We start from the raw sequence: 14960 nt of genomic DNA, 5'->3' as shown, positions 1-14960 counted from the left end.
TTCAATCAATAATGCAATTTATTCAAAATATGACTAAAGATCACTATTCTCAGTCAATTCAGTTTATAGAGGGACTTAAAAAAACAGTATTTAAACAGCAGGAGATTTCAGAATTGCTAAAAGATTTTCACCTTAAATTACCTAGATTGATTTCCTTCTTTATGAACGCTGAAAATAGAACTCAATTTCAAGCTATGTTTTTAGGCGAATCGCTACTTAAAACAAAGGAAACATTTAAGATTCTGTCAGGTCAAGCGACAGGGGTTAATAATATTTTTAGGGTACAAGAAGGGCTATTGACTCATATTATGAATAAATTCTTAACAGCGCCAGAAGAGACTATGAAGAAGGTGGATAGACTTTCTAAATTGATAGGGTCTATTTCCAATAAACATAGACAGGGAGCTTCCTCTGCGGGAGCTACAACTCAAAATCAGTCAGTTGCGGAACCCTATCTTCTAAGTAGGGAAAGAATAGATAGATTCTTCCAGTCTAGGAGTGATAGCTCTCAAGATGTATATGAAGACATTCTCCTAGTGGAAATAGGCTTAAATCAATTGGGAGTTCCTATTCCATCTAGAGGCACTTCCATAGTTAATTCAATAATTGCAGGAGCACTAGACTCTTTTTTAAAAGCCCAAAATTAAAACAATAGAAAAAGGTAAAGTAAGTCAATAGAATATGTCTCTAGCTACTGTTAATGCTAGGTTGTTAACTAATAGCCTATTTATGTCCCAACCAGCACTACTACTTCCCGCAGCAGTCCTTGCAGGGGGGGGGCGCTGTAACAGGCCTTGTACTCTCTGAACTTACGCAAGGTTATCCTATTATCTCCAAAATTTCTGCATGGGGACCTCAACTGCAATCATTTTTTACTTTCTTGAGGGGCGGCAATAGTGCTAATCCAGTAAATGCATGAGCTTGACTGTCTGCAGTACCTCAGTTTTTTAAGAGTCTATACGATTCTACTAGCGATTCATTAACCAAAGCCGGTACTTCAGTTTTACCACTTTTACAGTGAATTAAAGAAACTCACACGAGTTTTAATTGAGAAGATGTAACTAACTTTAAAGCTGCATTCTCAGATGTAGAAGAGTTGAAGTCTCTGCTATCCAATTTGTACTCTAAATCTCCACAGTTTATTGAATTTCTGTCCGATGATTCCAAGAGTAAAAAACTAAAAGACCTATTTGATGATGAAAAGTTAACCAAGACTAAAGAAGCGTTGAAAATTTTGTCAGGGACCTCTTCAGGTTCATTTAGAGTGGAACCAGGAGTGGCTGTAAGATTAGCTAATGAACTTATAAAAGCACCGGAAAAGGTTAGTGAAAAGATTGATAGATTTGTGGAGTTACTCGATAAAGCTTCGCAGACAAAATCCACAAAGCCTTCCTCCACTGATGGGGGAGGACAATCATCTGCGAGCGGGATTTACACCCTGACAAAGGAAAAACTGTCTGATTTCTTAGATGAGAGGGGAGATGCAGCTCAGGCAGGTTGAGAGGGAGGATTTCTACTGGAAGTAGGCGTAAAACAACAGGGATATGATTTAGGTTCAGTACCTTCTAAAGCTGCAGAAACAATTTTTAGTGTACTTTCCTGGTGATTTAATAATTCTTCTGCATCTCACCAATAACAGAGACTAGGTAGGTTTTAAGAATAAAGAATAACTAAAAGAGCTTTAATCAAGATGCTCACACTCTTGACTCCTCCGGCGGGAGCAATTGCGGGACTAGGTATCTATCATAGTGTCTCTGGTGGAAATTCAGCTGCAGAACAAAAATGCTGTTGTTGCTGTAAAGAGTGCAAGGAGACTTGTAGCTGCAGCGAGGGTAAAGCTTGCTGCTGCACCTCTTCAGACTCTACCTGTACCTGCACTGAACAATGTTGTAAGTCGCAAGATGGTAAATGTTGTTGTTGCTGTAAGGAAAAAAAATAAATTAGCTCACTACTTCTCTAGTGAATTAAATAGTTAATAGTTCTCTACTTCTCTCCCCTCGCGGGGGAGAGTGAGGAGAAATTAAAGTTAAAAATTTAAATCGGTTCTTTCTGTAGCCTTTTTAAGTGAATTTAAAGACCCTTTTAAGTCCCTCTGAGTCTATACTTGCGAGACTCAATTCTACCCTTTCTCAGATAGAGGAATTTACTGAAGAAATGAGAGCACTTGCAGATGATGAACTAAAACTTAAAACCAGATATTTTTTACGTAGATTGGAACTAGGAGAGGATCTCTCAGAATTAGTACCGGAAGCGCTGGCAGTAGTTAGAGAAGCTGCATTTAGAACACACAATCTCTTTGCATTTAGTACTCAATTACTGGGAGCATTAGTAATATATGAGGGAAATTTTGCAGAAATGAAAACCGGTGAAGGTAAAACTCTAGTAATTGTATTAGCAGCCTATATACTTGCGCTCGAAAAAAAAGGACTTCATGTGGTTACAGTAAATGAGTATCTTGTAAAGAGAGATGCTGAATTTTGCAGAAAAACACTTAATTTTTTAGGACTCTCCGTAGGCTTTAATAGTGCAAAACTTAGTAAATATCATAAACGAGAAATGTTCAAGTGTGATGTCACATATACTACTAATGCAGAATTAGTATTCGATTACCTAAGAGATAATATGGCTAAAAATTCCAATGAGATAGTACTTTCTTCACTGAGTTATGCAATCATAGATGAGGGAGACTCTGTCTTGATTGATGAAGCCGGAACCCCACTTATTATTTCTAGAAGTTCTACGAATGAACCTGAACTTTATTTTGTAGTGGATCAGGCAGTTAAAAACTTAGATCAGTTGGACTACAAGATAGACTGAGAGACTAAGACAGTAATACTAAATGGAAGAGGAGTGAGAAAGTTAGAGAGACTCCTGGAGTTGGAGTCCCTCTACTCTCTAGGAAATTCAATTCTGATTAATAGAGTGCATAATGCATTACAGGCTAATTTCATACTCCAAAATGGGAGAGAATACATCATTCAGGATGATCGTATTAAGTTAATTGATCAGTGAACAGGAAGAATATTGGAAGGTCGAAGTTATAGTTATGGACTTCAACAGGCTATACAGGCTAAAGAATATTTAACTATTGAAAATGAAAGCAGAATTACAGCTAAGATAACCTATCAAACTTTCTTTAGAAAATATAAGAAAATTGCAGCCCTTTCCGGTACAGGCTTTTCAGAGTCTAAGGAACTTTCAGAGACTTACAACATGATAGTAGTGCAGATACCTACATATAGACCTACACGGAGAATAGACTTACCAGACATGATATTCAAGAATAAGGAGTTAAAGGTAAAGGCAATTATTTCAGAGATCAAATATAACTATTTGAGGGGACAACCCCTACTAGTAGGAACTAGCTCCGTTGATGAGTCTGAATACATTTACTCTCTACTAGTGAAGGAAAATATACCCTGTGAGATCTTAAATGCTAGAAATCACTATAAGGAGGCAGAGATAATTGCAAGAGCAGGTCAGAAGTATGCAATCACAATCGCAACTAATATTGCAGGAAGAGGAGTAGATATTAAGATTGCGCCCGATGTAGTTGAACTAGGAGGACTTTATGTCATTGCATGTGAAAAAAATGAATCTAGAAGGGTAGATGATCAACTAAGGGGGAGATCAGGAAGGCAGGGAGATCCAGGTAAATCAGTCTTTTTCCTTTCCCTAGAAGATACAATCTTCAAGAGATTTGGTGCTGATAAATTTGAAAAGCTCTCTAAAAAAATGAAGGAAGAACACTTTGAGAGTCCCTTTCTCTCTAGAACAATAGCTTCACTCCAGAAGAGAATACAGTATGCTTCTTTTGATAGTAGAAAAAATCTCATTGAATATAGTGAGATTCTCTCTATTCAACAAGATATTATCTACAATCAGCGAAAATTCATCTTATTTAGCGATAATAATGAAAGGGTATTTGAAGCACTGCTAGAGAAACAACTTAAAGGTTGAGTAACAGACTATCTGGGAAAGCTGGATCCCAGAGAGAATAGACCTGGAGAGTTAGCCTATCTCATAAATAATTACTTTTTTGAAAAAGAGGTATTTTTAGAGACAGACTTTAAGGGTAGAAAGTTAGAAGATATAGAAAAATTTTTAAAAGATAGTTTTTTCTATTTCTGGACACTTAAAAAACTTAAGTTAGAAAATTTAGAGTTGAATAGTATACTCAAGGAACTTATGATTACCCAAATAGACTTGTATTGAGAGCAACATTTGGATGATGCAGATAAAACTAGAAGCACTATAGCATTACAGTCAATGGAGCATAAATCTCCACTGAATATATTTATCGAAAAGATGGAGGAGATTTTTGTAGATTTACAGAAAAATTGTAGGAATTCAATAATTAGGGAAGTTTTTTGCGTTCATTCCAGAGACGGTGCGTTAGAACTTATAGATTTTGTTAAAGCTGAGAGAAAAAAGTGAGAACCTTCTGAGAGTACAATGCTTAAAAGTTAAGACAATAAGGAGGTAATTTTGAACATATAATGAATACACAATGTCAGAAGGGTCACTTTCTATTCAGGAGATTAGGGAGTATGTTAAGCAGTTTCAACTCTATGCTGATAGAGAAGCATTTAATAAACTGCTGGATATTTATTATCTTGATGCATGTAGATATGCTTCTAAATTTTTAAGTCATCAACTGTATTCTGATTCCATTAGGTGAAGTTATGAGGAAGTTTCAAGTTATGTTTTTATAGCTTTTTGAAAAGCTGTAAAAAACTATAGGTGAAATGATATTCGTTCAGTTTCTTTTAAAAACTATCTATATCAGTTAATTAAGTATGAAACTATGCATGAATTAAAAAGAGTGTTTGCATGTAAAGAAGTACAGGATTTAGATAAAAAATGATATAAGGAGACCGAAGAGGCTAAATTAGAGAGGGATGATTCTTCAGTCTTGGAAAGAATAGTATTACGTGGAAGAGTCTCTACTATATATGAGTTTTTACTTCCGAAGGGTAGAGACTATGCTCTCATCTGAGAGTTAAAATCCCAGGGTGTGAAAAATTTAGAAATTCGGGAGAGACTTCAGTTAAGTGATTCTACATTTAAGAGTAAGTGACAGTATATAAAAAAATTGATCTTAAAGGCTTATCCTTCGGTAGATAAAATATATTAGCTTGAATTTCTAAAAGTCTTAAGAGTACAATTTAGAAAAATTACTATTTTCTCCATGGTCTAAACTTAAGTTATGCCTGTGACTCCACTAGTACTTAATGGTATTAAGCTTACGCTTGCACTAGGAGTAGGTTTAGGAGGTCACCAGATATATGGTCAACTTACACCTGTAGCATTTGCCGATGATGGCTCTTACTACTTTAATAGCAAGTGACTACTACCTAATAGTAGATCAGATGCATTAAAGCGGAATAAAGCCTTTTATTCAGAGTCTCCCTTAAAGTCTACAGATGGAATTGACCAAATTTCTTGACATCAGTCATACTGGAGGGATGATCAACCTGGAGGGAGGTATCTAGACTTTAGTGATCAGGTACCGTTTAGAGAAAAATTAAATACTATAGGGAATTTGACTACAGCTGAGAAGGCAGATATATATAAGAGAATTAAGGATCACACACTAAAGCTTTCAATGCCTTGTCAGTCTGGAACTGGATGATTACTGGACTTTGAGATACCGGAAGATACCTGGAATTATCCCACAAAATGATTCATAGCTACAAATTTACATGTAATTAACAAATTTAGATTTAGGGAGAATCCATATAAGGTGGAGTTGCCTATCACTGATGAAACAGTAGCTTTAAATGTACCTAGATACTACAACAATATTACAGCTGATAGATTAAATAGCTGTGAAGCTTCGATAGTAAATAACACTGCTCAATTAATTCTGTATACAGAGGAAGATTCAGCTGATGCTCATAGATTTGGAGGAGGTTACGGAAATAGATATAACACTCAGTATTGGTATAACGGCTCTTATCCAAGATGGTGACAATCCCACGTTTTGACGTATGAACCTTGGTCAAGAACATTCTCTAGAGTGTATACCACAACCATTGATAGGCCTAAGTTAGTGTATTCTGCAGTTAACTTCCTGGGCGATAGATACACAGTATCAGGACATACTACAAATAGGGAAAACTACTTTAAGGATTTTGGGGTAATGGAAGTAGAGTTCGCTAATGCTGATGAGGCTAGAGTGATGACCAACGGGGTTTATGACAAGTACTATAGGGATATAGTACATAAGACAAAGGGGGTTTATGTAACTGAAGAGAAAAAGTTACCAGTTAATTTCTTCGCAGAGGAGTTGATGAGCCGGTACAATGCGGAGGAGTTGACACGCACCGAAAAAAGATACTTTATCGGCGGGTATCCCGGTTCACCTTCAGAGAATCTTTCTTTCCTAATGAATCAAAAGTTTAAGACTGATGATTACAATTACTTCCCTTACTACCATCAGTATGCTAATCTAAGACCTACTGAAAGCAGATTGACTTATTTCAGGGACTGACCTTATTTAAAAACACCTACTGAATACAACCTTAGAAATAAAAATGGTCAGGTATTGGTAGGTCATGCAAGTCTTGAAGCAATAGATAACACTTCTGATGCATCTAAGATTGCGTGGAATGGTAAGACCTTAAATGGTTGAGGTTATAACTACCTAATTAGTAACTCATTCTTAGGCAAGGGAGCTTCAGGAAGTATGGTGCTTGATCAAACAGGAGAATTGTTGGGATTGTACAGAATGTACAACGATGGACTTAACTATGGATTTGTAGAACCTTTGAGAGGTAGTTGGGTAGTAGATGATAAGGGGAGAATAGTACTTCCAGGATTTGATTTGCTAACAGGTCAGGGACATAATGTTTCTTCATATAGAACTCAGCTGGAAACCCACTTACCTCATGTGAGATCTTTCTTAAAATCTCAGGACTGAAAAGCTAGATAGGGAAAGAACGGGCCTTGTGCCCGGTTTTTCTCTAACTTAGTGTGAGTACTATTTGCATAATGTTTAAAAGTCTATGAGCTTAAATTCAGCGTTAATGTTAAAGAGTATAGCTCTAAAATCTCCCCTCATGACTACTTCATCGCTTCTGGTTGGGGGGGGGCTCTCAGCAGGGTTAGTTCAATTTGAGGTAGGCAACAGTGCTCTGATTTATACCAAATTATCTAGTTGAGTTGAGAAATTTTATAGTCTTGTAAGTTCAGCTGCAAGTAATTCTTCCTCTACCACTTCTGCTTCAGGAGATTGAACGCTTCAATTGTCTAGCTCTCTTAAATCAGGTTGAGGCTTAGTGTCAGAAACGATCTTACGAGAAGGAGGGAATGTGGGTAATCTACTTGTTCAAGCATATAGTGCAGTAATAGATAATTTTTCCTCATTACCCGAAATAATTAAAGAGATGTACTCCACAGTGAACCCTTATCTGAAAAGTTGAGAGAGTGTTAAGTCTAAATCAGGAGAAGTTTGAGGAAAGAAGCAAGAGCTAGGAAAGTTATTTTTGAAGTTATTTGAGCATAGAAATTTTATTGCGGAGCTCTCTAAAACACTAAAGATACTAAGTTCTAGTTCAAGTCAAACTGGAACTTTTTCCGAGGTAGTGGATAGTCTTTCAACCATTTTGGAGAAAAGTAGTACTCAATTAGAGAAAATATTTAAGGAGTTGGTTAAATCTGAAGTTAAGTCTAAACTGATTTTGAAAATAGCTGGGAATGGAATGACTGGATTGAAGAAGGTTGTTAAAGATTGAGATAGGTTATATAGTCCCCTCTTTAATGCTTAGGGAGTGTCCTTATTGTTAGCCCTTTCTGGTAGATTACTTTTATGCACTTTATCTAAAAATCCTGTATTAATAGCTCCTGCAGTTGCACTAATTGGGGGGGGGCGTCGTTACAGGAAGTGTGTGGGCTGTTAGTGCCAATAGTTCAGCTATAGGCGCTGGACTCCAAAAAGCATTTACTCCAATTGTTAGTTGATTTACACCTAACTCTGATCAATCCAGTGCAGCATCAACATTTAACTTATTTAGCTGAGTAAGTCCTGCTTGAAGTGCTGTAGCCAGTTGAATAACTTCAGCTACTAGTACACTAGTTAATTGAGTGACACAGGCGTTTCAGGTTCTTTCACAGTATCAGACTCACTGGGCTACCCTTCAACCTTGATTGAAAGGTTTAAACACTACAGTACTAAAAAGCGAGGAAATATGAGCTTTCTTGAGCAGCCTCCATCAAAAAGCACCGAATCTCTTTAATTTTTTTACAGACACTGAGAAACGCAATAAGTTTATTCAGTTATTTTCAGGAGATGAGGGCCAAAAGAATATGAAAGCTTTTAAGGTACTATCAGGGAGTGATAAACAGTTTGAAAGCTACTTTAAAGTTGAGGAGGGAGTGCTACTTAGACTTGTGAATAAATTTAGCCAAGAACCTGATAAGGTTTTTGATCGTATGAGTAGGTTAACTAAAGTTATTAGCGAGTTATCAACTAAATATAGTTCAGGGGGAGATTCAGTAGGGGGAAGTAGTGCCGCTCCTTCAACTCCCTATATTTTTGATGCTCAGAGACTAGATAAATTCTTTCAAGATAGGGGTAAGGGAGCTCAGTTAGCATACGAATTGGGAATGAAATTTGAGGTAGGGTTGCACAGTACAGCAATACCAGTTCCTCCAGGAGCTTCTACAGCTACCTCCATAGTAGCTAGCTTATTTGGAGCCCTACTGGGAAATTCAGAAACTTCTTCGGTTAAAAAGTAGGAAGAGAGTTTTTTAATGTTTTTACTACACTCTAAGTTACTTTTTTCTAGTGTATTTGCTAAACCTATGTTAGTGAGCCCCTTGGCGATCATCTCGGGGGGGGGCGCAATAGCTGGTGTTGCAACACTTGAATTTACACAGGGCTTTCCGATTTCCGGGAAAGTGAAAAGTTGGGGAACTTCAGTGTTTAATGTTTTAAAATCTAGTGGTAGTACATCAACTTCAGCTGCACCGATATCTTGAACTTTTCTCTACAGCTGAATACCCTCCACTTGGGCTAGTATTTCCTCCTTTTTTCAGACTTTAGGTGCTTTTTTTACTAGCTCAGTGCAGATCGCAACTGAAGCGCAAACACATATTCCAACACTGAAACAGGCCATTGAGGGATTAAATACCACTCTATTCGTTAAAGCTGAGCTTTCTAAGTTACTGGAAAATTGATATACCAAAATACCTAAGATTGTTTCATTTGCCTTTAATACTCAGGCGAGAACCAAATTCACTAATCTGTTTTCCGGCGCGAAAGCTAAGAATGCACTAGAAGCCTTTAAGGTGTTGTCAGGAAATAGTAAGGGACCTAACGAGGTGTTTAAGGTAGAAGATGGAGTATTAGCTCACCTGATGAATAGATTTGCTGAAGCTCCTGTAGAAGTGATTGACAAAATTGATAGATTAGTTAACTTAATTAGTAGTGCTAAAGAGAAGTATGCAAATCTGTACAATTCATCTTCACAATCTTCAGGAGAAGGTAGTTCAACCCAGACAGCTATGAATTCTCCCTATCTGTTTAATAAAGAGAGATTAGATCAATTTTTAAAGAAACGTAGAGATAGTGCTCAAGAGATTTACGAATTAGGAGTTAAAGCTGAAATAGGAATACATGCACTAGGCTTGCCTGTGCCTCCACAAGCATCTTTATTGACTAGTTTGAGCGCAGCTTTTCTAGATCATTTATTCTCCAATGGTAGTAGATAGAAGTAATTAGTAACAAGGAAATACAATAGATTTAAGTAGAGAAAGTGTTACTAGCTGGTAAGGCACTTTCTAGCGTGTTATTAACTAAACCTGTTTTGTTAGGCACTGCAGCTACCCTTTCAGGAGGAGCCGCTGCAGTCTCAATTATTAAGTTGGAGAGTGCTCATTCACCTATAAGCACGAATGTCTCTAAATTAGGTAGTACCCTCTCTCAACTATTAGAGAAGCTACAGAGTGAAGTTAGCACATCAGTTACAGCTTCAGAATCTATTGGAACCGAAGCTGCTGGGACTTCAGCTGGGCAAGTTTTAAGTTCTAATTTCCACTCTGTTCAGGAATCAGCCAAGTCAGTCTACGAGGAAGTAGGTAAATTAATTCAGAATAAGGAGGAATGGTCTAATTTATTGAATTCAAGTAGTCAAGTAGAGACTGAGGGAAAGAGTACAGAAAACTCAAGCAAGACTATACAATTCCTCTCAAAATTGAAGCAATTATATGAAAAGTTAAAAACTTCAGAGAGTGAAGCTGAAGATAGCGAGAGTAATCAATTGCAGCGTTGAACTAAGGCAATTGCTGAATGGTATAAAGAGCAGACAGGAACTAACCCTCCACAGCAGTCTAGTTAGGGAATAAGCTGAGGGGGGGGGGCGTTGTTTCAGGAATAGCAGCAGTAGAACTAGAGCATAGCTCAATTAGTAGAAATGTCAAGCTATGGAGCACAGCAGTTGCGAATGCATTCTCATCTCTAGGAACTTCAAGAGGTGAAGGTAGTACTCCTTTTCTAGAGAATTGATTTAGTGCATTATCTTCTTTTTTTAGTGAGCTACCCTCTCAACTGGGTAGTGCATTCCACACAGTAAATGACTCACTTGCTAGTGCATATACCTGAATAAGTTCTAATTTAAGTTGAGACCAATTTACTAGTTTTGCAGCTTGAAGTGATATTCAGGAGGTATTTAGTGAACTATGATCGAACAAAGAGAAGGTTAAACAGATAGTGGAGAAATTAGTAGAGCATAGTTCATTTTTATCTAGTATTTATGAAAGTGTCTCCCAACATAAGGAAGACTATATGCAGGCGCTTCAGTGAATTTCCTCTAAAGCTGGAGGATATAAGCAGTTACTGAAATATGCCCTCCAAGAAAGCAATTTACTTCTCACTCAGTTAGAGAAATTAAGGGAAAATTGAAGTACTATCTCGTCTAAGTTAGGAAATATGGTTAAAAAGTTAAATGAGAAGAAATCAGATATAGAGGAGATTTCCAAAGATTTAGAGTGAACCAACTTCACTTCAGAGGGAGAAGCTTGATCAAAACTAAAAACTAATTTAGGAGACTATCTAACCTCTCTAGTTGAAGAGTCAGATCAACTTGATAGTTGAATTACTACATTGAAGCAACAGAAAGATAAGTTAAAAAAATTAGTTAGTGATTCAGGGTCTTCCATTTCTACCTGATTAGAGAAAAAGTCGGAATTATCTCGAGCCCTAGATTTAGATAGTACAGGAGGGCTTAAATTCTCTGATGTAGTGAATAATTTAAAAGAGCTTAAAGATGATTCTTTTAAAAACTTAGAGAATGTGCAGCAGAAAATGGTAGCACAACCTCAGGCAGCAAAGATATTAATTAAATCAGCAGGTAAAGGTTGAACAGGATTCGTGAAGATAGTTAATAATTGGTCTAAATATGAAGCTTTACTAAACTCAACTTCTTCAAGATAAGTTGTTAGGCTTAAATCTGCTTAGATTAGGACTTCCTATATTCCTGCAGAATCCTTCACTTATAGGAGTTGCAGCAACTGTGGCCGGGGGGGGGCGCCATTACAGGTACAGTTTATGGAGTAGTCTCAAATTACAGTTCAATAAGCTCAGGCTTACACTCAGTTTTTAGTCCCATTGTTTCTGCATTTACCCCAAATAGTTCCTCAGCAGGGAGTCAAGGACAGCTCAACCTATTCGGATGATTTAATCCTGCACTTCAATCCATTAGAGGCTTCTTCTCCTCTGTTTTTAGTTACCTCTCCAGTTGGGTGACTAGTACTATCTCTTTTTTTGGAGAGTGAAATACTAGCTATAGTAAACTATCTACTTGAATTGAAGGTTTGAAAACTTCAGTATTCGTAAAGCAACAACTTATTGAATTATTTAGTGACTTTCACAGGAAGATACCTAAAGTTGCTAGTTTTTTTCTTGATTCTTCTTCTAGGGAGAGATTTCAAAAGTTATTTACAGGAGATAATGCTTCTAAAAATTTAGAAGCTTTTAAAGTGCTTTCAGGAAGTAAAGCTGAGATAGCTAAGTATTTTAAGGTAGATCAGGGAATTCTGACTCACCTAGTGAATAAGTTTGCGGAAGAGCCTACAAAAGTAATTGAGAAAATAGAGAGATTAACTAAATTGATAAGTTCAATTTCCGAGAAGTATAGTTCTAGTAGTTCTGGAGGGGAGAGTGTCGATAATGGAGCAGCACCTTCTGCACCGTATGAGTTCAATATTCAGAGATTAGATAAGTTTTTACAACAGAGATCAGAGGGAGCTCAGATAGTCTATGAATTAGGACTACAAGCTGAAGTAGGGCTAAATAGTGTAGGAGTTAAGCTACCTCAAGAGGCTTCTACAGTAACTTCACTATTTTCTAGTGTATTTGGAATGTTGTTAAATAGTAGTTCAAGCACTTCTACATAAAACAGGGAGATGAGCGTTCTAGCTCTAAATGTTAGGCTACTCTACTCTTGATTGCTCTCTAAACCTTTACTGGTAGGTAGTACTGCAGTATTAACTGGGGGGGGGCACTTACAGGTCTAGTAGTAGTTGAGCTGACACAGTCTTATCCTATTACTACTCAGCTGCAAAGTTGAGGAACTAAACTAGGAGAGTTATTAAAGCCTGGAGGCGGCTCAATTTCTGGCAATCCTATTGAATGGTCTAGCCTATTTAGTTGAACAACACCAGTTTGAACTTCTATCTCTGGGTTCTTTAGCAGTACTTTTGAGTTCTTATCTAATTGGGTTCAATTAACCTTTACTTTCTTCAGTAATGCTGAATCGAATTATCAGCAAATTATGAGTGTCATTGGAGGTTTACAAACTACCTTCTTTATTAAGTCTCAATTGGGAGAATTATTGAAAAATTTACATAAAAAAATACCTAATATAGTTAAATTTTTCACAGAAAGTTCTTCTAGAAATAAGTTTGTTAAGCTATTTACCGGTGAGAAAGCTTCTAAGTCTATGCAAGCTTTTGAGATTCTATCTGGAAAAGATAATCATGCTTTAAATAAGGTATTTAAGGTTGAGGAAGGAGTATTTGCTCACTTAGTGAACAAATTTGCTGAAAATCCTACTCAGGTATTGGATAAGATAGATAGGTTAGTGCAGTTGATTAGTAATTCAGAGGAGAAATATGCTCAAGGAGTGGCGGCTGAAAGCTCCTCTGCAAGTTCTGGTACTAGTAGCTCTCCCTATGTGTTAAATATTCCAAGATTGGATAGGTTTTTAAAAGCCAGAACAGAGACTGCCCAGAATATATATGAATTAGGTTTAAAAGCTGAAATTGGATTATCCTCTTTAGGTGTACCGGTATCGCCTACTACTTCTGCAGCTGTTTCAGTATTGACTACCTTCTTGGGATATTATTTGTCTGGTAGTAGTGTGAACCCCAAAAGTTAGGGTCAGCGGATGTTAGGAATGACGGTGGTTAAGTTAGGGCTGAAACCTTCATTTTTAACACTCTCAGCTTTATTGGCCGGGGGGGGGCGCTTGTTCAGCTGTAGTTCAACTGGGAATTGAACAGCGAGAAAAGATAGGAAATGCTTTAGGTAGTGCCTTTGGGAAGGTTGCCAACTTTCTGAAGTCAGGAATGTCTTCTAGTGGAACAGCAGTTGATTTTTGCACTACCTTCAGTTGATTATGTTCATTACCTACCCAAATATCAGGAGCTGCAAGTAGTACAGGAGCACAGGTTTGGTCTTACTTCCAGACAGTAGTTAATTTTTTAGGTAATATAGAGTCTCACTATAGTACAGCTACTCCCTATCTGCAGGGAATGAAGTCTACATTTTTTCAGGGAGAGGAACTTAAAGGAGCTCTTCAAGGTCTGGTTGAGGGTTTTCCTAAACTATTGAAGTATATTTACGATCCTTCAAAGAGGGAAGAGGTCACATCTTTCTTTAAGGGTGACGAGTATCAGAAAACGGTAGAAGGGTTAAAGTGACTCTCTGGAGCAGAAGGAAAGTCTCAAGGTGTATTTGAGGTAGAAAAAGGGTTGTTGGCTCATCTGATGAGAAGGGTGTTGTCAGATCCTGATAAATCTCTATCTAAAGCTAAAAGATTTATTCAGTTAATAGGAGAGCATAAATCTGAATCTGGGAGCAGTTCTTCAGCTTTACAGGGAAGCAGAAATAATTCAGTTCCTTACAGCTTAACTAAGGACAGATTAGATAAATTTTTACAGGAAAGAGATAGTACTGCTCAGCAGATATATGAGATACTTTTACTAGGAGAAATTGGAGCTAGTCGACAGGGAGTAAGTGTACCGAAAGAGGCTGCAGCAGTGACTTCAATAGTTGCTAGTTTGTTGAGTATATTAACTAGAGGTAGTTCAACAGCTAGAAGTGGAGAGTAAAATCTAGGTAAATTTGAAGTATTTTACTCCAATTGTGGGAGGGGTAGTGTGTACAGGAGGTAGTGCTTGCGCTATTGCAGTACCAGTTACCTTAACTGAAGGAGCAGGATCTACTGGACTAGTAATTAGTAAGTGTCAAGAGGAGGAAATTACCCGGTCAAGTGCAACAGTTGCTTTTGGAGATAAGAGTACTCGCAGAGTATGTTGAAAATTGAAGCAGGACTCTGATAGTGATGATGAAGAGGAATCAGAGTCTACTGAGGTTCAAAGTGATGAGAACAAACTTTCAGAGATACTCATGAGAGTGTGGGAGAGGCAGGACTCACTTGTTAGTCAAAATGAGTTAGATAGTAACTGGAAGGTTGAGTGTAATGATAAAAAATGGAAAACTGAGAGTAATAGCAATTTCAAATTCTTTGGCTACTGCAGTTCAAGCGGATCAGACCAGAATACTAATTATCCCTTTTTAGAGGTAACTGGAGATACTAATTCTTCAACTAAACTCAGTGTTTGCTTTAAGGGTCAGAATTGCTTTACAGATTCAACCAGTAGCGGCACTTCTACATTTAAAACCAAAGATGCTAATGAGTGGAAAGAGTTAGAATTTCAGAAAAAGTAGATTA

General features: G+C 37.3%; 18 protein-coding genes. 16 read left to right on the top strand and 2 right to left on the bottom strand.

What is annotated here, in order from left to right; all coding sequences use genetic code 4:
* Positions 1–11: 11 nt before the first annotated feature.
* The 7 genes from MHM_RS02380 (at position 12) to MHM_RS02350 (ending at position 7772) form a co-directional block, all read left to right on the top strand.
* Complete coding sequence (locus tag MHM_RS02380; protein ID WP_015511852.1) at positions 12–647, top strand: hypothetical protein; 636 nt, start codon at positions 12–14, stop codon at positions 645–647.
* Positions 648–766: 119 nt separating this feature from the next.
* Positions 767–1636, top strand: a complete 870-nt coding sequence (locus MHM_RS02375) for a hypothetical protein (protein WP_015511850.1) — start codon at positions 767–769, stop codon at positions 1634–1636.
* A 112-nt stretch (positions 1637–1748) separates the two neighbouring features.
* The gene (locus MHM_RS02370; RefSeq protein WP_015511849.1) at positions 1749–1976 is read left to right on the top strand and encodes a hypothetical protein; all 228 of its coding nucleotides are present in this window, start codon (positions 1749–1751) and stop codon (positions 1974–1976) included.
* 88 nt (positions 1977–2064) lie between these two features.
* Positions 2065–4470 (top strand): preprotein translocase subunit SecA, encoded by a 2406-nt coding sequence (locus tag MHM_RS02365; RefSeq protein WP_015511848.1) that lies wholly within the window; start codon positions 2065–2067, stop codon positions 4468–4470.
* Between the two features lie 40 nt (positions 4471–4510).
* The gene (locus MHM_RS02360) at positions 4511–5137 is read left to right on the top strand and encodes an RNA polymerase sigma factor (RefSeq protein WP_015511847.1); all 627 of its coding nucleotides are present in this window, start codon (positions 4511–4513) and stop codon (positions 5135–5137) included.
* 72 nt (positions 5138–5209) lie between these two features.
* Positions 5210–6937, top strand: coding sequence for an MIP family Ig-specific serine endopeptidase (locus MHM_RS02355; RefSeq protein ID WP_015511846.1), 1728 nt, complete (start codon positions 5210–5212; stop codon positions 6935–6937).
* Positions 6938–7064: 127 nt separating this feature from the next.
* Positions 7065–7772 carry a hypothetical protein gene (locus MHM_RS02350; protein ID WP_146222391.1) on the top strand — a complete coding sequence of 236 codons (708 nt, stop codon included), beginning with the start codon at positions 7065–7067 and terminating at the stop codon, positions 7770–7772.
* Positions 7773–7859: 87 nt separating this feature from the next.
* On the opposite strand, the gene MHM_RS02925 is transcribed toward MHM_RS02350, so the two are convergent.
* Positions 7860–8168 (bottom strand): hypothetical protein, encoded by a 309-nt coding sequence (locus tag MHM_RS02925; RefSeq protein WP_146222390.1) that lies wholly within the window; start codon positions 8166–8168, stop codon positions 7860–7862.
* A 34-nt stretch (positions 8169–8202) separates the two neighbouring features.
* On the opposite strand from MHM_RS02925, the gene MHM_RS02920 reads away from it, so the two are divergent.
* From MHM_RS02920 to MHM_RS02335, 3 genes are all read left to right on the top strand, one after another.
* Positions 8203–8742 carry a hypothetical protein gene (locus tag MHM_RS02920; RefSeq protein ID WP_146222389.1) on the top strand — a complete coding sequence of 180 codons (540 nt, stop codon included), beginning with the start codon at positions 8203–8205 and terminating at the stop codon, positions 8740–8742.
* A gap of 72 nt (positions 8743–8814) precedes the next feature.
* Positions 8815–9717, top strand: coding sequence for a hypothetical protein (locus tag MHM_RS02340; RefSeq protein WP_146222388.1), 903 nt, complete (start codon positions 8815–8817; stop codon positions 9715–9717).
* Between the two features lie 44 nt (positions 9718–9761).
* Positions 9762–10343, top strand: a complete 582-nt coding sequence (locus MHM_RS02335) for a hypothetical protein (protein WP_015511841.1) — start codon at positions 9762–9764, stop codon at positions 10341–10343.
* Here the strand turns inward: MHM_RS02335 and MHM_RS02330 are convergent.
* Positions 10336–10695: a hypothetical protein gene (locus tag MHM_RS02330; RefSeq protein WP_043902152.1), complete on the bottom strand. Its 360-nt coding sequence runs from the start codon at positions 10693–10695 to the stop codon at positions 10336–10338. The two genes, MHM_RS02335 and MHM_RS02330, sit on opposite strands and share 8 nt — an antisense overlap.
* 19 nt (positions 10696–10714) lie before the next feature.
* Here MHM_RS02330 and MHM_RS02325 point away from each other — a divergent pair, with 19 nt between their 5' ends.
* From MHM_RS02325 to MHM_RS02305, 6 genes are all read left to right on the top strand, one after another.
* Positions 10715–11437: a hypothetical protein gene (locus tag MHM_RS02325; protein ID WP_043902151.1), complete on the top strand. Its 723-nt coding sequence runs from the start codon at positions 10715–10717 to the stop codon at positions 11435–11437.
* 68 nt (positions 11438–11505) lie between these two features.
* Positions 11506–12399 carry a hypothetical protein gene (locus MHM_RS02320; RefSeq protein ID WP_015511839.1) on the top strand — a complete coding sequence of 298 codons (894 nt, stop codon included), beginning with the start codon at positions 11506–11508 and terminating at the stop codon, positions 12397–12399.
* Positions 12400–12776: 377 nt separating this feature from the next.
* Positions 12777–13382, top strand: a complete 606-nt coding sequence (locus tag MHM_RS02315) for a hypothetical protein (protein ID WP_043902150.1) — start codon at positions 12777–12779, stop codon at positions 13380–13382.
* 9 nt (positions 13383–13391) lie between these two features.
* Entirely contained in the window at positions 13392–13535 is a 144-nt protein-coding gene (locus tag MHM_RS03015; RefSeq protein WP_015511836.1) for a hypothetical protein, read from the top strand.
* Between the two features lie 37 nt (positions 13536–13572).
* Positions 13573–14337, top strand: coding sequence for a hypothetical protein (locus MHM_RS02310; protein WP_015511835.1), 765 nt, complete (start codon positions 13573–13575; stop codon positions 14335–14337).
* A 13-nt stretch (positions 14338–14350) separates the two neighbouring features.
* Positions 14351–14956 carry a hypothetical protein gene (locus tag MHM_RS02305; RefSeq protein ID WP_015511834.1) on the top strand — a complete coding sequence of 202 codons (606 nt, stop codon included), beginning with the start codon at positions 14351–14353 and terminating at the stop codon, positions 14954–14956.
* The last annotated feature ends 4 nt before the right edge of the window (positions 14957–14960 follow it).

This window comes from Candidatus Mycoplasma haematominutum 'Birmingham 1' (assembly GCF_000319365.1).
Classification (GTDB): domain Bacteria; phylum Bacillota_I; class Bacilli_A; order Mycoplasmatales; family Mycoplasmoidaceae; genus Eperythrozoon_A; species Eperythrozoon_A haematominutum.
The sequence above is the reverse complement of the archived record's forward strand: the minus strand, read 5'-3'. Positions and strand labels throughout refer to the sequence as shown.